Annotated in this window: 13 protein-coding genes; 8 read left to right on the top strand and 5 right to left on the bottom strand. The window is 67.1% G+C overall.

The window, feature by feature from the left end; all coding sequences use genetic code 11:
- Nucleotides 1-490 precede the first annotated feature (490 nt).
- A complete protein-coding gene (rpmE, locus tag ACLIIZ_RS14410; RefSeq protein ID WP_416693246.1) occupies nucleotides 491-715 on the top strand; it encodes a 50S ribosomal protein L31 in 225 nt (74 codons plus the stop codon).
- Nucleotides 716-775: 60 nt separating this feature from the next.
- Nucleotides 776-2,395 carry an ArnT family glycosyltransferase gene (locus tag ACLIIZ_RS14405; RefSeq protein ID WP_416693244.1) on the top strand — a complete coding sequence of 540 codons (1,620 nt, stop codon included), beginning with the start codon at nucleotides 776-778 and terminating at the stop codon, nucleotides 2,393-2,395.
- A 16-nt stretch (nucleotides 2,396-2,411) separates the two neighbouring features.
- On the opposite strand, the gene orn is transcribed toward ACLIIZ_RS14405, so the two are convergent.
- On the bottom strand, nucleotides 2,412-2,966 hold the full coding sequence (gene orn / locus ACLIIZ_RS14400) for an oligoribonuclease (protein ID WP_416693243.1): 555 nt from the start codon (nucleotides 2,964-2,966) through the stop codon (nucleotides 2,412-2,414).
- 56 nt (nucleotides 2,967-3,022) lie between these two features.
- On the opposite strand from orn, the gene ACLIIZ_RS14395 reads away from it, so the two are divergent.
- The 6 genes from ACLIIZ_RS14395 to ACLIIZ_RS14370 are packed head-to-tail and all read left to right on the top strand — an operon-like array spanning nucleotide 3,023 to nucleotide 12,323.
- Nucleotides 3,023-4,273 (top strand): M48 family metallopeptidase, encoded by a 1,251-nt coding sequence (locus ACLIIZ_RS14395; protein WP_416693241.1) that lies wholly within the window; start codon nucleotides 3,023-3,025, stop codon nucleotides 4,271-4,273.
- Nucleotides 4,270-4,581 (top strand): c-type cytochrome, encoded by a 312-nt coding sequence (locus ACLIIZ_RS14390; RefSeq protein ID WP_416693239.1) that lies wholly within the window; start codon nucleotides 4,270-4,272, stop codon nucleotides 4,579-4,581. The genes ACLIIZ_RS14395 and ACLIIZ_RS14390 overlap by 4 nt, the downstream gene beginning before the upstream one ends.
- Nucleotides 4,581-5,456 carry a ribosome small subunit-dependent GTPase A gene (gene rsgA / locus ACLIIZ_RS14385; RefSeq protein WP_416693238.1) on the top strand — a complete coding sequence of 292 codons (876 nt, stop codon included), beginning with the start codon at nucleotides 4,581-4,583 and terminating at the stop codon, nucleotides 5,454-5,456. Before ACLIIZ_RS14390 ends, rsgA begins: the two co-directional genes overlap by 1 nt.
- 44 nt (nucleotides 5,457-5,500) lie before the next feature.
- Nucleotides 5,501-6,601: an HD domain-containing phosphohydrolase gene (locus ACLIIZ_RS14380; RefSeq protein ID WP_416693237.1), complete on the top strand. Its 1,101-nt coding sequence runs from the start codon at nucleotides 5,501-5,503 to the stop codon at nucleotides 6,599-6,601.
- A gap of 5 nt (nucleotides 6,602-6,606) precedes the next feature.
- Nucleotides 6,607-8,967 (top strand): response regulator, encoded by a 2,361-nt coding sequence (locus ACLIIZ_RS14375; protein ID WP_416693236.1) that lies wholly within the window; start codon nucleotides 6,607-6,609, stop codon nucleotides 8,965-8,967.
- On the top strand, nucleotides 8,964-12,323 hold the full coding sequence (locus tag ACLIIZ_RS14370; RefSeq protein WP_416693235.1) for a CBS domain-containing protein: 3,360 nt from the start codon (nucleotides 8,964-8,966) through the stop codon (nucleotides 12,321-12,323). Before ACLIIZ_RS14375 ends, ACLIIZ_RS14370 begins: the two co-directional genes overlap by 4 nt.
- Nucleotide 12,324: 1 nt before the next feature.
- Here the strand turns inward: ACLIIZ_RS14370 and ACLIIZ_RS14365 are convergent, their stop codons facing one another.
- From ACLIIZ_RS14365 to ACLIIZ_RS14350, 4 genes are all read right to left on the bottom strand, one after another.
- Nucleotides 12,325-13,530: a TIGR03862 family flavoprotein gene (locus tag ACLIIZ_RS14365; protein ID WP_416693234.1), complete on the bottom strand. Its 1,206-nt coding sequence runs from the start codon at nucleotides 13,528-13,530 to the stop codon at nucleotides 12,325-12,327.
- The gene (locus ACLIIZ_RS14360; RefSeq protein ID WP_416693233.1) at nucleotides 13,530-14,492 is read right to left on the bottom strand and encodes a transglutaminase family protein; all 963 of its coding nucleotides are present in this window, start codon (nucleotides 14,490-14,492) and stop codon (nucleotides 13,530-13,532) included. Before ACLIIZ_RS14360 ends, ACLIIZ_RS14365 begins: the two co-directional genes overlap by 1 nt.
- Nucleotide 14,493: 1 nt before the next feature.
- Nucleotides 14,494-17,016, bottom strand: coding sequence for a circularly permuted type 2 ATP-grasp protein (locus ACLIIZ_RS14355; protein ID WP_416693231.1), 2,523 nt, complete (start codon nucleotides 17,014-17,016; stop codon nucleotides 14,494-14,496).
- A gap of 72 nt (nucleotides 17,017-17,088) precedes the next feature.
- The gene (locus ACLIIZ_RS14350; protein ID WP_416693229.1) at nucleotides 17,089-20,457 is read right to left on the bottom strand and encodes a transglutaminase family protein; all 3,369 of its coding nucleotides are present in this window, start codon (nucleotides 20,455-20,457) and stop codon (nucleotides 17,089-17,091) included.
- Nucleotides 20,458-20,462: the final 5 nt, after the last annotated feature.

Here is a 20,462-nt window from a genome sequence, read left to right as displayed (position 1 = left end):
TTGCTCAGCGCCTCTCAGGGGGACCCCGAAAACCAGCGGTTCACGAAAACTGGCGGTTGAAAAATCCGCGGTGCTTCCAGCAACGTTTGGTTTTCCGGGCCCCTTGGGAGGCGCCGAGCAACGCAGGCGTTGGCGGAAAAAGGGCGAGCACTGTCTGAGGGGCGCAGCCCCGAGTTGCGCAGCCCCCGCCAACGGCGAGTAGCGCAGGGAACCCGCGCAGCGGGCGCTGACCTAGGGTCGCCTTCTTCTTTGGCTACTTTCTTCTTGGCGAAACAAGAAGAAAGTACGCCCGCGCGTCAGGCGCGGAAAACAGCGGCTCAGAAAACAAAACCGCCCGCCGGACAACAGCGAAAAACAGCGGCTCAGAAAAACACAATCGAAAACCCCAAACAAAACCCAAAAAACAATTGCTCCTTCCCCCCGAATCAACGATAATCACGCGCTTCCCAGATCGGCCAATACCGCCGATCGCTTGACTAAAGGATATGAAATGAAAGCCGACATTCACCCGAATTACCACGACGTGCAAGTGACCTGCTCCTGCGGCAACGTCTTCACCACCAAGTCCACGATGCCCAAGAACGACTTCCATATCGAAGTCTGCGCTGCCTGCCACCCGTTCTACACCGGCAAGCAGAAGATCGTCGACACCGCCGGTCGCGTCGAGAAGTTCAACCAGAAATTCGGCGCCATGCGCGGCAAGGCTGCTGCCTGATCGGCTTGCGGCACTCCGTAAAGGGCAGCCCGTGGGCTGCCTTTTTCATTTCTGCCACCGATGCCTGATTTTGCCACGCTGATCCGCCGCGGCATCCGCCTGCCTCCGGGTGGCTGGGTGCTCGCCGGCATGCTCGCCTTCTACGTCCTCGCCGGCCTCTTCGGTCGCGATCCGTGGAAGGGCGAGGACGCGATCCATATCGGCACCGCCTGGCAAATGCTGTCGTCCGGCGACTGGCTGGCGCCAGCGCTGGCCGGCCGGCCTTTCCATGAGCCGCCGCTGTATTACTGGACGGCGGCGCTGACCGGCATGCTCTTCGACTGGCTGCTGCCGGCGCACGAGGCCATGCGCCTGGCCAGCGGCATCTGGATCGCGCTGGCGCTGGTCGGTCTCTACTACGCCGGGCGCGAGTTGTACGGCACCGACAGCGCGGCGGCCAGTCCGATGCTGCTGGCCGGTTGCGCCGGCCTGCTGATCCACGCCCACGACGCCCAGCCGATGCTGATCGCGCTCGCCGCTTACGCCGGCGGTCTCGGCGCGCTGGCCACGATCGGTCGCAAACCGCGCCTGACCGGCGTTTTTTATGGTCTGGCGCTGGCCGCCTGCCTGCTTGGTGCCGGTATCGCGCCGACCCTGCCCCTGCTGGCGATCGCTCCGCTTGCCTGGTGGCTGTCGCCGGACCGTGCCAAGGCTTTGCAGACCTTGCTGATCGGGCTATTGATCGGCACCCTCATTGCCCTGCCCTGGCCGCTGACGCTCCACCTGCTGCAACCGGCGCGCTTTACCGCCTGGCTGGCGACCGAACTGGCGCCGCTGCAAACGCCGTTCTCCTTCGTTTCGCTTGGCCGTTTCGCGGCAATGTTGCCGCTGTTCGCCTTCCCGGCCCTGCCGCTGGCGCTCTGGACCCTGTGGACGCGGCGCAGCCAGTGGTATTTCCCGGCCCAGCTACTGCCACTGGCCTTCCTGCTGCTGACCCTGCTCCTGCTCGCCTGGGCCTACCGGCCGCGCGAGATCCCGGCCCTGCTGTTGCTGCCGCCGCTCGCCCTGCTTGCCACACCGGGCGCCTTGAGCCTGCGGCGCGGTGCGGCCAACGCCTTCGACTGGTTCGCAATGAGCGTTTTCAGCCTCTTCGCGCTGCTGATCTGGGTCGCCTGGTCGGCGATGGCGCTCGGTTTTCCGGCCCGCCTGGCGGAACGCGTGGTCGTCCTGCGCCCCGGCTTCGTCGGTGAAATCCACTGGCTCGGCTTGTGCATCGGCGGCGTCGCCACCCTGTTCTGGCTGTGGTTGATCGCCACCGCGCCACGCTCGCCGTACCGCAGCCTGACGCACTGGACCCTCGGTTTCACCACGCTGTGGCTGATCGCCAACGCACTGCTGCTGCCCTGGTTCGATTACGGCAAGAGTTACCGACCGGTCGCCGAAGCAGTGGCCCGGGCACTCCCCGACGGCAGCCGTTGCCTGGCCGAACGTGGCCTGAGCCAGGGGCAACTGGCCTCCTTCGCCTATTTTGTCGATATTGCGCCGATTGCGCACGACAGTCCGGCCGGGCGCCAGTGCCACTGGCTGCTGCTGGTCGGCAGCGGCAGCGAACTGGCAGCGCCGGGTGACGGCTGGACGCAGGTCTGGGAAGGTCGCCGCCCCGGCGAGCGGCGCGAGAAATTCCGTCTCTACCGGCGCTGAGCGCCGGCAGAGAAACTCAGCTACCGGACTTGATCAGGAAATGCTCCCGGTAGTACTTGAGTTCGTCGATCGACTCATAGATATCGGCCAGCGCGGTGTGCTTGCTCTTCTTCTTGAAACCGCGGTACACCTCCGGCTGCCAGCGCTTGCACAACTCCTTCAGAGTACTGACGTCGAGGTTGCGGTAGTGGAAGAAGGCTTCCAGCGTCGGCATGTAGCGGGCCATGAAGCGGCGATCCTGGCCGATCGAATTGCCGCACATCGGCGAATGCCCCTTGCCCGAGTACTTGCGCAGGAACTCCAGGGCCGCTGCCTCGACATCGGCCTCGGCCAGCGTCGAAGTCCGCACGCGCTCGATCAAACCGGAACGTCCGTGCGTTTTCTGGTTCCAATCGTCCATGCCGGCGAGCACTTCGTCGGACTGGTGCACCGCCCATGACGGCGACTCGGCGACCATCTCGAGTTCGGAATTGGTCACCACCATCGCCATCTCGATGATGCGGTCGCCGTCCGGATTGAGACCGGTCATCTCCATGTCCAGCCAGACGAGGTTGTTTGCATTGCCTGCCATATAATTGCCCGAAACTTTAAAAACGCCATTTTCTCACAGCTTCCCCGACATCGCCCGTGACCGAGAACTTCACCCTGCTTTTCCTTGCCGCTTTCACGCTCACGCTGGCCGCCCGCCTCTGGCTCAAGCTGCGCCAAATCCGCCACGTCGCCGCGCACCGGGGCACCGTACCGACAGAGTTTGCCGAGCGCATCAGCCTCGCCTCGCACCAGAAAGCCGCCGCCTACACGATCGACCGCAGCCGTACGGCGATCCTTGGCACGCTGAGCGAAGCCGTACTGCTGCTCGCGTTCACGCTCGGCGGCGGGCTCGCCGCGCTGCACGGTTTCTGGTCGGCGCAATTCAGCGGTCTCGCCTACGGCCTGGCGATGATCTTCAGCGTGGCCTTCATTTCCGGCGCGGTCGAACTGCCCCTGTCGTTCTACAGTCAGTTCGTCGTCGAGGCGCGCCACGGCTTCAACCGGATGACGCCGGCACTGTTCGTCTCCGACCTCGTCAAGCAGACCCTGCTCGGCGTCGCCATCGGCGCCCCGGTGATCGCCGTCGTGCTGTGGCTGATGGACGCCATGGGCGAGCACTGGTGGTTGTGGGTGTGGCTGTTCTGGAGTGGCTTCAACCTGCTCATGCTGTTCATCTTCCCGACCTGGATCGCGCCGCTCTTCAACAAATTCACGCCGCTGCCCGAAGGCGACGCCAAGACCCGCATCGAAGCCCTGCTCGAACGCTGCGGCTTCCGCAGCAACGGCCTTTTCGTGATGGACGGCTCGAAGCGTTCGGCGCACGGCAACGCCTACTTCACCGGCTTCGGCGACAACAAGCGCATCGTCTTCTTCGACACCCTGCTCGCCCGCCTGACACCGAGCGAGATCGAAGCGGTGCTCGCGCACGAACTCGGCCATTTCCGCAAGAAGCATATCGCCCAGCGCATCGCGCTGATGTTCGCCGGCTCGCTCGCCTTCCTCTGGCTGCTTGGCCAACTGATCGACGCGCCCTGGTTTTACGCCGGCCTCGGCGTCCCGGCGCAGGGCACGGCGCTGGCATTGATCCTCTTCTTCCTGGTCGTACCGCTCTTCCTCTTCCCGCTGACGCCGCTGTCCAGCCGCTGGTCGCGGCGCCACGAGTTCGAAGCCGACGCCTACGCCGCCGAACATGCCGACGCCGGCGAACTCATACGGGCCCTGGTCAAGCTCTACGACGACAACGCATCGACGCTGACGCCCGACCCGCTGCACTCGCTGTTCCACGATTCCCACCCGCCGGCCGCGCAACGCATCGCGCAGCTAAAACTCAAGGAGAGACTCGCATGAAAACGACGACCCTGCTTGCCGCCTCCCTGATCTCGCTGCCCGCGCTGGCCGAAGCCCCCTGGGGCAACGCCGACCCGGAGGCCGGCAAGACCAGGCACAACGAGAGCTGCGTCAGCTGCCACGCCCGCATGTACGGTGGCGACGGCAGCAAGATCTACACCCGCGACGGCCGCATGCTGTCGACGCAACTCGAGCTGTTGCAGCGCACCGCCGCCTGCAACGCGCAGATGAACAGCGGCTGGTTCCCGGACGAAGAGGCGGAAGTTGCCGCTTATCTGAACCAGACCTACTACCACTTCAAGAACTGATGCGCGGCCGCGTCGTCGCCGCCCATGGCCGGCAATATGTGGTCGAAACCGAAGCCGGTGTCCGTCTGCCCTGTTTTCCGCGCGGCAAGAAAAGCGACGTGGCCTGTGGCGACGAAGTCGAAATCACCCAGAGTTCGCCCGACCAGGGCGTCATCGACGCAATCCTGCCGCGCCGTCACCTGCTCTACCGCTCGAACGACATCCGCCACAAGCTGATCGCCGCCAACGTCGATCTGCTGGTTGTCGTCGTCGCCTGCGAACCGGCCTTTTCCGACGATCTGGTGACGCGCGCGCTGATTGCCGCCGAAAGCCAGGAGATCGAGGTGCTGATCGTCCTCAACAAGTGCGACCTCGCCGAGCGCCTGCCCGCCGCCCGGCGCCAGACCGACGTCTTCGCCGGGCTCGGCTACCACGTCCTCGAACTCAGCGCCCGCGACCACGCCGAAGACCTGCGCCCGCACCTGCAAGGCCGGACCAGCGTCCTGGTCGGGCAGTCGGGCATGGGCAAATCGACGCTGGTCAACGCCCTGCTGCCGGAAGCCCGCGCCGCCACCCGCGAAATATCGCAGGCACTCGATTCCGGCAAGCACACGACGACGCACGCCACGCTCTACCACCTCGACGCCGACAGCCACCTGATCGACTCGCCCGGCCTGCAGGAATTCGGCCTCGGCCACCTCGACCGCGGCGAGATCGAGTACGCCTTCCGCGAATTCCGTCCCTACCTCGGCCAGTGCCGTTTCCGCGACTGCCGCCACGACCGCGAACCGGACTGCGCGCTGCGCCCCGCGGTCAGCGCCGGAAAAATCGAGAAAAGCCGCTTTGCCAGCTACCGCCGGCTGGTCGGGCTGGCCGCAGAGACCAATTTGGCGTAGCCAGAATCGCGCCGACGCTCCATAATTCGGGAACCGCTAATACATTGCGTGGGAGTATCGCGATTCAGCCCCAACCGACCATCCTGATCGTCGATGACGTCCCCGAGAACCTGAGCGTTCTCGGCGAGTTGCTACAGCCTTTCTACCGGGTGCTGGCCGCCAATTCCGGGCAGCGTGCACTGCAGATCGCGCGCACCACACCGCCGCCCGACCTCATCCTGCTCGACGTCATGATGCCCGGCATGGACGGCTACGACGTCCTCGCCGAACTCCGCGCCGAAGCCGCCACCCGCGACGTGCCGGTGGTCTTCGTCACCGCCATGGACAGCACCGACGACGAGGAGCGCGGGCTCGACTGCGGCGCCGTCGACTACATCACCAAGCCGATCCGGCCGGCGATCGTCCTCGCCCGCGTGCGCACCCAGCTCGAACTGAAGAAGGCGCGCGACATCCTGAGCGACCACAACGCCTACCTCGAACAGGAAGTTGCCCGGCGGATGGCCGAGAACCAGCTGATCCAGGAAGTCAGCATCCACGCCCTGGCCCACTTGGCCGAAACACGCGACCCGGAAACCGGCAACCACCTGCGCCGCACCCAGGAATACGTGCGCACGCTGGCGCGCAGCCTGAAGCAGCACCCGCGCTTCAGCGACTATCTCGACGACCGCACCATCGACGCGCTCGCCCAGTCGGCACCGCTGCACGACATCGGCAAGGTCGGCATTCCCGATCACATCCTGCTCAAGCCCGGCAAACTGACGCCGGAAGAGTGGGAAATCATGAAAACCCACGCCGAAATTGGCGCCCAGGCGATCGCCCAGGCCGAAGCCGATTCGACGCGACCGGTCGAGTTCCTGCGCATCGCCCAGGAAATCGCCCGCAGCCACCACGAAAAGTGGGACGGCAGCGGCTACCCGGCCGGTCTCGCCGGCGACCAGATTCCGATCTCGGCCCGCCTGATGGCGCTCGCCGACGTCTTCGACGCGCTGATCTGCGCCCGCGTCTACAAACCGGCGATGCCGATGGAAGAAGCCTACCGGATCATTGTTGACGGCAGCGGCAAGCATTTCGACCCCGACGTCGCCGCCGCCTTCGTCCGCGAATTCGAGACCTTCAAACGCATCGCCGCCGCCTACGCCGAGTAAGCATCATGCCCGAGGCGCCCCCGCAGAACATCGGCTACACCGGGACCCCGCTGCGCATCGCCCTGCTCTACCTGGCCTTCGCGGCGCTCTGGATCCTGTTCAGCGACCAGGCGGTACACACCCTGATCGCCGACGAAGCCCTGCGCCATCGGGCCAATCTGTTCAAGGGCTGGTTCTTCGTCGGCATCACCGCCTTCCTGCTCTACATCGTCCTGCTCCACCGCTTCCGGCAGATCGCGGTGGTGCATGAACAACTTTGTCAGGCCAACGCCGCCGAACATGCGATCCTGCAGACCCTGAAGGAAGAAGGCGCCGTCCTCACCCGCTACGCCATCGCCTTCCAGGCGGCGCCGGTCGCCGCCTGCATCACCCGCCTGCAGGATGGCAAGCTGGTCGACGTCAACGAACGTCTGCTCGCGGAATACAACTGGACGCGCGAGGAACTGCTGGGCAGGACAACGGTCGAGGCCGGTCTCTGGGGCATTCCGGAAGACCGTCAGACGATGCTGGCGGTGCTCGCCAGCGACGGCCGGATCACCGACCATGAGTGCATCGGCGTCGGCCGCGACGGTCGGCGCCGCGAGATCAGCCTGTCGGCCGAAGTCATCCACGTCGAGAAGACGCCCTACCTGGTCGTCTTCGTCACCGACATCTCACAGCGCGTCGCCACCGAGCGAACCCTGCGCGAGCGCGAGGAAAGGCAGCGCCAGGCCAACCAGGAACTGGAACGCTACCGCCTGCACCTGGAAGACATCGTCGCCGAACGCACCAGCCAACTGGCCAGCGCCCGCGACGCCGCCGAGGCAGCCAACCAGGCGAAAAGCGCCTTCCTTGCCAACATGAGCCACGAGATCCGCACGCCGATGAACGCCATCATCGGCCTCACCCACCTGACCCTGCGTCAGACCAATGACCCGGCAACGCTCGACCGGCTCGGCAAGGTGCAGGATGCCGCCCATCATCTGCTGGCGATCATCAACCAGATCCTCGACATCTCCAAGATCGAAGCCGGCAAGCTGGTGCTGGCACCGAGCGACTTCCAGCTCCGACAGATGATCGACAATTCGTCGATGCTGATCGTCGACCGGCTGCGCTCGCGCGGCCTCGATTTCTCCATCGACATCGACCCCCGGCTGCCGCAAGTCCTTTACGGCGACCCCTTGCGCCTCGGCCAGATCCTGCTCAATTTCCTGACCAACGCCGCCAAGTTCACCGAGCACGGCAGCATCTCGATCAAGGTCGAGCGGCTGGAAAGCGACGCCCACGGCCAACTGGTCCGCTTCGCCGTGCGCGACACCGGGATCGGCATCGCCCCGGCACAGCAGGCGCGCCTGTTCGAGGCCTTCGAGCAGGCCGACAGTTCGACCACCCGGCGCTTCGGCGGCACCGGCCTGGGCCTCGCCATCGCCCGCCACCTGGCGCGCCTGATGGGCGGCGAAACCGGCGTGGACAGCACGCCGGGCGTCGGCAGCACCTTCTGGTTCACCGCCCGTCTGCAGAACGGCAGCGAGCATGCCTCGAGCCATCTCGCCTTCCATCCGGACGACGCCGAAGCCAGCCTGCGCGCGCTGCCCGAAGCACCGCACATCCTGCTCGTCGAAGACAACCCGATCAACCAGGAAGTCGCCCGCGACCTCCTCGAAGCCGTCGGCTTCGTCATCGATGTCGCCGCCAACGGCGCGGAAGCCATCGAATGCGTGCTCAACACGCATTACGACCTGATCCTGATGGACATGCAGATGCCGGTCATGGACGGTCTGACCGCCACCCGCAAGCTGCGCGACGAGGGCTGCAGCGCGCCGATCCTGGCGATGACCGCCAACGCCTTCGGCGAAGACCGGCGGCGTTGCCTGGAAGCCGGCATGAACGACCACATCGCCAAACCGGTCAATCCGGAAAATCTTTACGCGGCGATGGTCAAGTGGCTGCCCGGCCCCGACCACGCCAGCGGCAGCGAGGCGCCGCCCCCGGCGCCGGTACGCGACCCACGCGCCGAACTGGCGATCCAGCCCTGGCTCGACATCGAACGGGCGATGCTCTCGGTGCGCAACAACGTCGCCAGCTTCCGGCGCCTGCTCACCACCTTCCTCAAGGGACACGGCGACGACCCGGCCATCCTAGAAGCGGCGCGCCGGGAAGGACGGATCGAGGATGCCCGCCTTCTCGCCCACAACCTCAAGGGCGTTGCCGGCACGCTCGGGCTGCGCGACATCCACCTGGCGGCGGTCGCCCTCAACGATCTCCTGCTCAAATCCGAACGCCCGGCCGCCGATGAAGAAGCGGCCTTCGCCGCGCTGATTGCCGCCCTGCGCGAAACCGCTGACGGCATCACCGGCTACCTGCTGAACACCCCGGATCCGCAATGACCGCGAATTTCCCGACCAGCCTCGCCGACATCATGACCCGCGAGGTGCACTACGTGGCTCCGACTCAGCCGCTGCAGGCCGTCGCCCGACGCATGAGCGAGGCCGGAATATCCAGTCTACTGGTCGGCACCCCGGAAGCGACACTCGGCATCGTCACCGAAAGCAGCCTGTTGCGCGCCATGCACTGGCGACTCCCCGGCACCACACCGATCGCCGAGCTGATGTCGCAACCGCTGGTCAGCGCGCCGCCCGACCTCGAGTTGCTGGCCGCGCGCAAGCTGCTCGAGACGCACCGCATCCGCCACCTCGTGGTCGTCGCCGACGATGGCCACACCGTCGGTATCGTCAGCGAAACCGATTTCCGCCGCCACCTTGGCGCGCTGGCCTTCAACCATCTGCGCACCCTGGAAGGCGTGATGGATCACGACATGCCGCGCCTGCCGCCGAGCGCGAAACTCGCCGAGGCGCTGGCGCAGATGCTGCAACTGGCGAGCGACTACGTGCTGGTCGGCGACCTCGGCGCGCCGCTCGGCATCATCACCGAACGCGACATCCCGCGTTTCCTCGCCCTGCACCACGACGCCGCCGACCTCACCCTCGGCGAAACAATGAGCCGCCCGCTGCGCGACATCGCCATCGACTGCCCGGTCAGCGAAGCCTTGACGGCGATGGCCAGCCACGGCGTCCGCCACCTCGGGGTCCGTAGCAGCGACGGGCGCAGCGTCGGCATCATCAGCCAGCAGCGCCTGTTCGAACAACTGGCGCTGCACGACATGGAAAGCGCCTTCAAGCGCCTGCGCGAAGAACGCGAACGCCTGCGCCTGCTGGCCCAGCTCGACCTCGCCCTCGCCTCGGCCGGGGCCGGACTCTGGGAATATCAACGGGAGCACGAGCAGCGCCAGCACAGCGACGGGCTGCGCGCCATGCTCGGCGACGCCGGAAGCGGCCATGCTTCTCTCGCCGACTGGCGCGCGCGCATCCACCCCGGCGACCTGGCCAGTTATGACAGCGCCCTTGCCACCCTGCTCACCGGCGGTCAATTGCAGGCCGAATACCGCGTCCGGCATGCCGACGGTCGCTGGCTCTGGGTCGAAGATCGTGGCTACGTCAGCGAACACGACAGTGACGGCACGCCTGTCGCTTGCGCCGGCATTCTGGCCGATATCGGCATCCGCCACGCCAGCCGGCACCGCATCGAGCGTCAGAACCGCGCCCTCCACCTGCTCGGCAGCCTCGCCCGCTGCGCTGTGCGCAGCAACGACGAAAGCGAACTGATCGCCAGCGTCTGCCAGCAGATCGAAGCCGACGGCAACTATCGCCGCTGCAGTTTCCACCCCGCCGATACCAGGCCGCCGGCCGTCGGCAGTGGCGAAATCTCCCTCGCCATCGAGCACGATGCTGTCCTCTGCGGCTGGCTCCACCTGGCACTGGCGCCGGACGTCAGCGACGACGACGAAGAAAGGCTGCTGCGTGAAGACATTGGCGTCGAACTCGGTCTCGGCATCGGCAAGATGCGGGCGCGGCAACGGCTCGCCAGCAGCGAGGCCAGCCTGCGCCAGTTGTCGCTGGCCATTGAGCAGAGTCCGCACGGCGTCATCATCACCAACCGCGAGCACGGCATCGAGTACGTCAACCAGGCCTTCATCGCCATCACCGGCTACCCGGCCGCCGAGGTGATCGGCAAACCACCGGCCATCCTGGCCGAAGGCCTGACCGCGCAGAACGTCTTCGCCGAAATCGACGCCTGCATCCGGCGCGGCGAAATCTGGCGCGGCGAACTGCTGAGCCGACGCCGCGATGGCTATTTCTACGACATCCGCGCCATCATCACGCCGGTTCGTCAGGCGGATGGCGAAGTCACCCACTACCTGGCGATCATCGAAGACATCACCGAGCGCAAGCGCAACCTGGCCGAACTCGCCCGCTACCGCGAACAGCTCGAATCGCTGGTCGCCCAGCGTACCCGTCAGTTGCTACAGGCGAAGGAGGATGCCGAAGCGGCCAGCCGCTCGAAGAGCCGCTTCCTGGCCAACATGGGGCATGAAATCCGCACCCCGATGAACGCCATCCTCGGCCTCACCCACCTGCTCCAGCGCGACATCGGCGATAGCGTCGCCAGCGAGCGTCTGGCCCGCATTGCCGACGCCGCCAACCAGTTGATGCAACTGTTCAACGACATCCTCGACCTGTCGCGACTGGAAGCCGGCAACCTGACGCCGGCCGACAACGAGTTCCCGCTCCCCGAACTGATCGCCGAGGTCAGTCAACAGTTTGCCGAAAAAGCCGGCAGCAAGAACATCATCATCGATCGCCAGTTCGCCGCCGGCATTCCGGAAAAGCTGCGCGGCGACGCGCCGCACATCCGCCAGATCCTGCAGCAGCTACTGTCGAATGCCGTCAAGTTCACCGACTCCGGCCGCATCACCATCGCCGTCAGCAACCCGGACCGCGACGGCGAGCATCTGCTGCTGCGCTTCTCGGTCAGCGATACCGGCATCGGCATCGCCGACGAGGTCAGCGCCCGCCTCTTCCATCCCTTCGAGCAGGGTGACGATTCGACCACCCGCCGCCACGGCGGGGTCGGCCTTGGCCTGGTGATCAGCCGCCGCCTGGTCGAACTGCTCGGTGGCGAAATCGGCGTCAACAGTGCCCCCGGCCTCGGTAGCGAATTCTGGTTCACCCTGCCGCTGCGGGCCGTAGACAGCCGTCAGCCCGACCTCGCCACGCGCCCGCCGGATGCCGACCCGGCCGCTGCCGGCGACCCGCTCGAGCGCATCCCGGGCCTCGACTACAAGCTAGGCCTGCACGCCGTGCGCGGCAAGCAGGCGGTCTACGAGCGCCTGCTCAACACCTTTGCCGGCAGTCACCTCGACGACTTCGAAAAAATCCGCGAGCTGCTGCTCTGTGGCGAGGAAGAAGAAGCCCGCCGGCTCGCCCACTCGATCAAGGGCGCCGCCGGCACGCTCGGCGCGACCCGGGTGTTCGAAGCCGCCGCCGCCGTCGACCACGCCATCCGCCAGCAGCGCCCGGCCAACGAAGTGCTCGACTTGGTCGATGTCCTCGACGGCGCCTACCACGTGCTGCACGACGCGCTCGCCCGCCTCGCGGCGAATACCGAACCGGCCGCCGTCGCCACCGAAGTGCTGGGCGCCGAGCAGATCCGCAGCCGCCTCGACGGCCTGGTGCGCCAGCTCATCGACGGCGATTTCGCCGTCCAGTCACGCCTGCAGCGCGACGCCGAGGTGCTGCGCCAGGCGCTCGGCGGCATGCATCCGGCCTTCGAACGCAAGATCGCCGAATACGACTTCCCGGCCGCCGCGGAACTGCTCGAACAGGCGCTGCAGAAGCTCGGCTGAGTCAGCCCAGCCAGACGCGCATGCCGTCGCCGGCGACGTGGCCGCTGGCCAGGCAGGCGGTAAGCAGGTAGCCGCCGGTCGGCGCTTCCCAGTCGAGCATCTCGCCAGCGATGAAAAGGCCGGGCCGCGCCCGCACCATCAGCGCGGCATCGAGCGCTTCGAAGCGCACACCGCCGGCGCTGCTGATCGCCTCGTCGAGCGGCCGCGGCGCCGTCACCGGCAAAGCCAGCGCCTTGATCGCGGCGGCCAGCGCGGCGTTGTCGGTCAGCGTCGACGGCGGACAGAGTTCGCGCAGCAGCGCCGCCTTGACGCCTTCGATGCCGGCGCGGCGGCGCAGGTGGTTGGCCAGCGAATCGCGGCCGCGCGGCATACCGAGATCGGCGCGCAGGCGCTCGACGCTGCGCCCGGGCGCCAGGTCGAGCAGCAGTTGCGCCGGGCCGCCGGCCTGCAGCGCGTCGCGCAGCGGCGCCGCCAGCGCATAGACCAGGCCGCCTTCGATCCCGCCGGCGGTGATGTTGAACTCACCCGCCTGGCGCAGCGTGCCGCAGCCGGCGACCACCGACTTGACCGGGGCGCCGGCGAAGCGCTCGCTAAAATGCGCGCTCCAGTCGACGTCGAAGCCGCAATTGGCCGGCTGCAACGGCGCCACCGGAATGCCGGTGGCAGCGAGCAGCGGCACCCAGGCGCCGTCCGAACCAAGCTTCGCCCAACTGCCGCCGCCCAGGGCCAGCAGCGTGGCGTCGGCGGCCAGCGCGATCTCGCCGTCCGGCGTCGCGAAGCGCAGGGCGCCAGCGGCGTTCCAGCCCAGCCAGCGGTGCCGGACATGCAAGCGCAGGCCTTGCCCGCGCAGGCGATGCAGCCAGGCGCGCAGCAGCGGCGCCGCCTTCATTTCCCTGGGGAAGACGCGGCCCGAACTGCCGACGAAGGTTTCGATGCCCAGGCCATGTATCCACTCGCGCAGCGCCGCCGGGCCGAAGGCGTCGAGCAGCGGCGCGATCTGCGCGGCGCGCGCGCCGTAGCGGGCGATGAAGGCAGGCAGCGCTTCGGCATGGGTGATGTTCATGCCGCCGACGCCGGCGATCAGGAACTTGCGACCGGGCGACGGCATCGCGTCGTAGAGGTCGACCTGCAGTCCCGGCTGGCCGGCCAGGCGCTCGGCGGCCATCAGGCCGGCCGGCCCGCCGCCGACGATGGCGACGCGCCGCATCAGGCCTTGTCGGCAACGACCGGCGAGTCGTCGAGGAGCCCCTCGGGGATATCCTCTTCGTCGAGCGGCACGACGGTGACCGCCACTTCCGGTTCGGCGCCGCCGCCGCCGAGAATGATGCCGCGCAGGGGCGAGATGTCCGAGAAATCGCGGCCGATCGCCAGCGTGATGTGCTCGGTATCGGGCAGCAGGTTGTTGGTCGGGTCGAAATCGACCCAGTTGTCGGCGGTCCCCGGGGCATACACCGAGACCCAGGCGTGCGAGGCGTCGGCGCCGATCAGCCGCGGCTTGCCCGGCGGCGGCCGGGTCAGCAGGTAGCCGCTGACGTAGCGGGCGGCAAGACCGAGCGCACGCAGGCAGGCGATCATCAGGTGGGCGAAATCCTGGCAGACGCCGCGCTTGTTTTCCAGCACCTCGAGCACCGGCGTCGACACCGTGGTCGCCTCGGGGTCGAACTCGAATTCCTCGAAGATCTTCGCCATCAGCCGCTGCGCCCCGACCAGCACCGGCGTGCCGGGAGTGAAGCAGTCGGCCGCGTAGTCGGCCAGTTCGTGCTTGACCCGGACGTGCGGACTTTCGAACAGGAAACGGACGGCGTCGAGGTCTTCCGGCTGCGGCGGGTGGGCGTCGTAGGCCAGGCACTCGCGCACTGTTTCCCAGGGCAGCGAGGCGGCCAGCGTCTCGGCGTCGATCGGATGCGGCAGCACCGCGACATTCATCGCCGAACGGATGCGCAGGCTGTCGTGCGGCGCGTGGAAGGAAATCCAGGTCACCGGGTTGCCGAAGGCGTCCTCGCCGTCGGTGCGCCAGGTCGGCGCCGGCTCGATGTCGAGGCGCTGCTCGAACACTTCCTGCCAGGGCAGAAAGCGCGGCGACAGGTGCAGTTGCTGCTGCGACAGCGAGACCACGCTGCCGTAGTCGTAGCGGGTCTCGTGCAGGACGTGGTAGCGGACGGCGGTCATGTTACAGCGCCATGGTCTGCCGGCTGATGTCGCCGACGTGGGTGAAGTAGCGCATGGCCAGCGCATCGGAGAGCGCGGCGGCGGCGGCGACCAGGTCGTCGAGCAGGAGCGCCAGGTCCTCGCACGGCGCGCTGCAGCTGCACTGGCTGAACTGCAGGCGCTCCAGCGGTTCCAGCGGGAAACGCTGAAGGCGGCGGGCGGCGCGCTGCAGGCGTTCGATCGGTTCGGAGCCGATTTCCTCGGCCATCCGTTCGACGTAGCGACCGAGCGCTTCGACCTGGAAAAGGACGCCGTGCGGGTTGCTCTCGTCGAACACCAGCAGGTCAATCACCGGCAGCAGTTCGGCCTGGCGCGAATAACGCGAGCGATAGGTGATGATCGAGTCGGCCAGTTCGAGCAGCCAGTCGAGACAGCCGGGCGCCCGGCTGGACGGCATGCGCAGGAAGTGGGCGATGGCCAGCGCGAGGAAGGTTAGACGCTCGAGGCGGCGGCCGACGATGAGGAAACGCCAGCCGTCGTCGCGCGTCATGTTGTCCATCGCGAAACCGTTGAGCGACGCCGAAACTAGCAGCACGCGGTCGAGGAAGGCGATCGCCTCGGTCAGCGTCGGGTGCTTCTTCTGCGCCGCCTGCTGCTCGCGCTGCAGGCTGTTCAGCGAATGCCAGTGATCGAGCGAAAGGCGCTCGCGGACATGCGTCGCCGACCACATCAGGCTGCGGATGCCGCCGGCCAGGCTGCCCGGCTGGTTGGGATCGTAAATCGCTTCGAGCAGGGCGTGCTCGCTGCCGGCGCCGCTGTCGACGTCTTCCTCCGGTTCCGGCAGGACGCCGAGGCGTTCGGCCAGTTCGAGGATCGCCGCCACCGCCGGCGTCTTGCCGCCGCCGGCATCGACCACCCGCGCCAGGGCGACGCGCAACAGGCGGGCGCTGTCGTCGAAGCGCTCGGAATAGCGGCCGAGCCAGAACAGGTTCTCGACCACGCGCGACGACAGGTTGGCGCCGGAACGCACCAGGTCGCGCACGCCGAACGAGGTCTTGAGCAGCGTGAAGTCGCTGACCGGGCCGTCGGTCAGCACCCAGGTGTCCTTCGAGGCGCCGCCGCGCTGCATCGAGATGATGCGCGCGCCGGCGCCCTGCGCGACGCGGGTCAGGCCGCCCGGCATCACCGAATACTCGCCGGCCGCGTTGACCGCGGCGTAGGCGCGCAGGCCGACCGGGCGGGCGATCAGGCGGCGCTCGTGGGCGCGGCTCCAGGTCGGCGCCTGCGCCAGGTTGACCATTTCCTGGGCGACGTAGGCGTGCGGCCGGGCCTCGATGCGGCGCAGCATTTCCTCGCGCTCCTCGCCTTCCAGCTCGTGGCCGAAGACCGGTTCCATGCGTTGGGTCGGATAAGCCGGCTTGATCACCAGGTCGTCGAAATTTTCCTTGACGAACTCGAGCGCCGGCTTCTCGCCGCACCACCAGGTCGCCACCGACGGCATGGCCAGTTTCTCGCCCAGCAGTTCGCGGCACAACGCCGGCAGGAAGCCCATCAGCGCGCCGGAAGCGAGCAGGCCGCTACCGAGCGCGTTGGCGATGGCGACGCGGCCGGCGCGGGCGACATTGAGCAGGCCCGGAATGCCGAGCGCCGAATCGCCGCGCAGTTCGAGCGGGTCGCAATAGTCGTCGTCCTGGCGGCGCAGGATCACATGCACGCGCTTGAGGCCGCGCAGCGTCTTCAGGTACACGGTGTCCCCGCGCACCGTCAGGTCCTGCCCCTCGACCAGCGGGAAACCGAGGTAGCGCGCCAGGTAGGCGTGCTCGAAGTAGGTCTCGTTGTACGGCCCCGGCGTCAGCAGCACGATGTGCGGCTGCTCGCCCGGATCGAGCGGCGCCAGCGCGGTCAGCCCGCTCTGCTGGTCGCGGAAGAAATCGGCCAGATGCTGGACGTGCAGGTCGCGGAACATTTCCGGGAAGACGCGCGAGACGACCAGCCGGTTTTCCAGCGCGTAGCCGGCGCCGGACGGCGCCTGCATGCGGTCGGCGATCACCCACCAGCGGCCGTTCGGCGAGCGCGCCAGGTCGACCGCGTAGTGATGCAGCCACACCCCGCCCGGCGGTTTGACGCCCTGACAGGGCCACAGGTAGCCGTGCTGCCCATAGACCAGCGCCGGCGGCAGCAGGCCCTTGGCGAGCAGCGTCTGCGGGCCGTAGAGGTCGGCCAGGATGGCGTTGAGCAGCTTCGCCCGCTGCGCGACGGCAGACGACACTTCGGCCCATTCGTCGGGCGGAATGATCAGCGGCACCGGATCGAGCACCCACGGCCGGTCGGCGCCGTTGGGATCGGCGTAGACGTTGTAGGTGACGCCGTTTTCCAGGATCCGGCGGTCGGCGAAGTCGAGGCGCTGGTGCATGTCCTCGGGCGACACCGCGTCGAGGTGATCGAAGAAGCGCCGCCAGTGCGGACGCACGTTACCGTCCGCCATCAACATTTCGTCGTAGCGGCGACCACTGTGCGGATAGATGGCGAGAAGGGTGCGGGCCATGGAGAAGGAAAAGAAACAGGCCGGATCCCGGCCTGTCACGCGGTTGGCCGCGGAAAGCCGCGGCCTGACCGGTTAAAAACGCCGCAAGTCTAGCGTAAACGGGTGCTCGGCGCTGACTTCCGGCGCCGCCGCGACCATCCGCCCCGGCGTATGGCCGAAGCGGAAGAAACGCGCCAGCCGACGGCTCTCGGCCTCGAAGGAATTGACCGGGAAGACGTCGTAATTGCGCCCACCCGGGTGGGCGACGTGGTACTGGCAGCCGCCCAGCGAACGCTGCATCCAGGTATCGACGATGTCGAAGACCAGCGGCGCATGGACGCCGATCGTCGGGTGCAGGCAGGACGCCGGCTGCCAGGCGCGGTAGCGCACGCCGGCGACGAACTCGCCGTTCCTGCCAGTGTTCTGCAGCGGCACGGCGACGCCGTTACAGGTCAGCACGTAGCGGTCCGGCGCCATGCCGGTGACCTTGACCTGGACGCGCTCGACCGAGGAATCGACGAAGCGCACCGTGCTCCCGGCCGAGCCCTCCTCGCCCATGACATGCCAGGGTTCGAGCGCGTGGCGCAGTTCGAACTCGATGCCCTTGACGGCGAAATCGCCGTACTTCGGGAAACGGAATTCGAAGTGCGGGGCGAACCACTCCGTCTTGAAGGCGAAGCCGGCAAGGTTCATGTCTTCCATCACGTCGGCGAAATCCTGCTCGACGAAGTGCGGCAGCATGAAGCGGTCGTGCAGCTCGGTGCCCCAGCGGGCCAGCTTGGGCGGGCTGTACGGTGCCTGCCAGAAGCGGGCGATCAGGGCGCGCAGCAGCAGTTGCTGGGCGAGCGACATGCGCGCGTGCGGCGGCATCTCGAAGGCGCGCAGTTCAAGCAGGCCAAGGCGGCCGGTCGGGCCGTCCGGCGAGTACAGCTTGTCGATGCAGAACTCGGCGCGGTGCGTGTTGCCGGTGACGTCGATCAGCAGGTTGCGCAGGATGCGGTCGATCAGCCAGGGCTGGACGACGCCGCCAGGATTGGGAATCTGCTTGAAGGCGATTTCCATCTCGTACAGCGAGTCGTTGCGCGCCTCGTCGACGCGTGGCGCCTGACTGGTCGGGCCGATGAACAGGCCGGAGAACAGGTAGGACAGGCTGGGATGGTTGTGCCAGTAGGCGATCAGGCTCTTCAACAGGTCCGGCCGGCGCAGGAAGGGCGAATCGTTCGGCGTCGCACCGCCCAGCACGAAGTGGTTGCCGCCGCCGGTGCCGGTGTGGCGACCGTCGAGCATGAACTTCTCGGTGGTCAGGCGCGAGTAGTAGGCCGACTCGTAGAGGTGCGTGGTCTGGTCGACCAGTTGGTCCCAGCTCTTTGCCGGATGGATGTTGACCTCGATCACGCCGGGGTCCGGCGTCACGCGGAAATGCGTCAGGCGCGGGTCGGACGGCGGCTCGTAGCCTTCGAGGATGACCGGCAGGTGCATTTCCTCGGCGGTCGCTTCGACGGCGGTGACGATTTCGAGGTAGTCGTCGAGCGTCTGGGTCGGCGGCATGAAGATGTAAAGCTTGCCGTCGCGCGGTTCGGCGCACATCGCCAGGCGGGTGATCCAGGCGGCGGATTCCTTGAAGCCGGGAACGGTATCGGTCGGCTTCTCCCACGGCCGGGTCCGGCCCTCGCCGTCCGGAGCGCCGGCAACGCCAGCCGCGGCACTGCGTCGGGCCTGCATCTGCGGCACGCGGGCGCCGGCTTCGCCGCTGACGCGGGCGCGCAGCGCGGCGTAACTGGCCAGCGGATCGGTCGCTGTTTCGGCGTCCGGCACATTGACGTAGGGGTAGTCGCTCTGCGCCGTCCACGGCTGCGAGTCGATCGGCAGCCGGTAACCCATCGCCGAATCGCCAGGGAACAGGTAGCAACGCTCGGCGCGCAGGAACCACGGCCCGGTCTGCCATTCGTTGCGGACGTTCTTCATGATCGGCAGCGTGTGGCCGACGACATGGGTCATGCCCTGGGTGAACACCTTCATCAGGCGGGCGCGTTCGAGCGCGTCATCGACCCGCGAATCGAAGGGATCGACGTTGCCCGGCAGGCGGCGCTCGCGCCACATGTAGTAATAGACGTCCTCGTAGGCCGGGAAGACGTAGTCCGGCGTGACGCCCAGGCGCTCGGCGACGCGCTTGAGGAATTGCCCGGCCTGCTCGGCGGTGACGCCGTAATCCTTGCGCTCGTCGGCGTACAGCGCCGGATTGTTCCAGACCGGCTCGCCGTCCTTGCGCCAGAAGCAGTTCAGCGACCAGCGCGGCAACTGTTCGCCGGGATACCACTTGCCCTGGCCGAAATGCATCAGGCCGTTGGGCGCGTATTTTTCGCGCAGGCGGTGGAAAAGATCGGCGGCCAGCAGGCGCTTGGTCGGCCCCATCGCCGCCGTGTTCCATTCAGCGCCGTCGGGATCGTCTGCCGAAACGAAGGTCGGCTCGCCGCCCTGGGTCAGGCGGACGTCCATGCGCAGCAGTTCGTCGTCGATCTGGTGGCCGAGGCCCTCGATCTCGACCCATTGCTCGTCGGTGTAAGGCTTAGTAACGCGCGGCGCTTCCCAGATGCGGGTGACCGACATGTGGTGCTCGAACTCGGTCTCGCACTCGTCCAGGCCGCCGGTCACCGGCGCGGCGGAAGCGGGTTCCGGCGTGCAGGCGAGAGGAATGTGGCCTTCGCCGGCGAACAGCCCGGACGTCGGGTCCAGACCAATCCAGCCGGCGCCCGGCAGATAGACCTCGGCCCAGGCGTGCAGGTCGGTGAAATCGGCGTCCGGCCCGGACGGGCCGTCGAGCGACTTGACGTCGGCGGTGAGCTGGATCAGGTAACCGGAAACGAAGCGCGCCGCCAGGCCCAGATGGCGCAGGATCTGCACCAGCAGCCAGGCCGAATCGCGGCACGAACCGGTCTTCTTGGTCAGCGTCTCTTCCGGCGTCTGCACCCCGGGTTCCATCCGGATCGTGTAGCCGATCTCCTGCTGCAGGCGGGCATTCAACCCGACCAGGAAATCGACGCTGCGCTTCTTCTCGCGCGGAATCGCCGCCACGTACTTGTCGAACAGCTCGCCGCCGGCCACCTTGTACAGGTAGGGCGTCAGCTCATGACGCTGCCAGGCCTCGTAATCGAACGGAAATTCCTCGGCATGCGGCTCGAGGAAGAAGTCGAAGGGGTTGATCACCGACATCTCGGCGACCAGATCGACCTCGAAGCTGAACTCGCGGGTCTTCTCCGGGAACACCAGGCGCGCCAGGTAATTGCCCTGCGGGTCCTGCTGCCAGTTGATGAAATGCTTGTCCGGACCGACCTTCAGCGAATAGGAGAGGATGCGCGTGCGCGAATGCGGACACGGCCGCAGGCGGATGACCTGCGGACCAAGATTGATCAGACGGTCGTATTTGTACTTGGTGACGTGGCTCAGTGCGACGTGTTTGGACACGGGTA

Origin of the sequence: Azonexus caeni (genome assembly GCF_048146105.1) — a bacterium.
Lineage (GTDB): Bacteria > Pseudomonadota > Gammaproteobacteria > Burkholderiales > Rhodocyclaceae > Azonexus > Azonexus aromaticus_B.
Note: the sequence above shows the minus strand (reverse complement) of the source record. Positions and strands in the feature narration are given on the sequence as shown.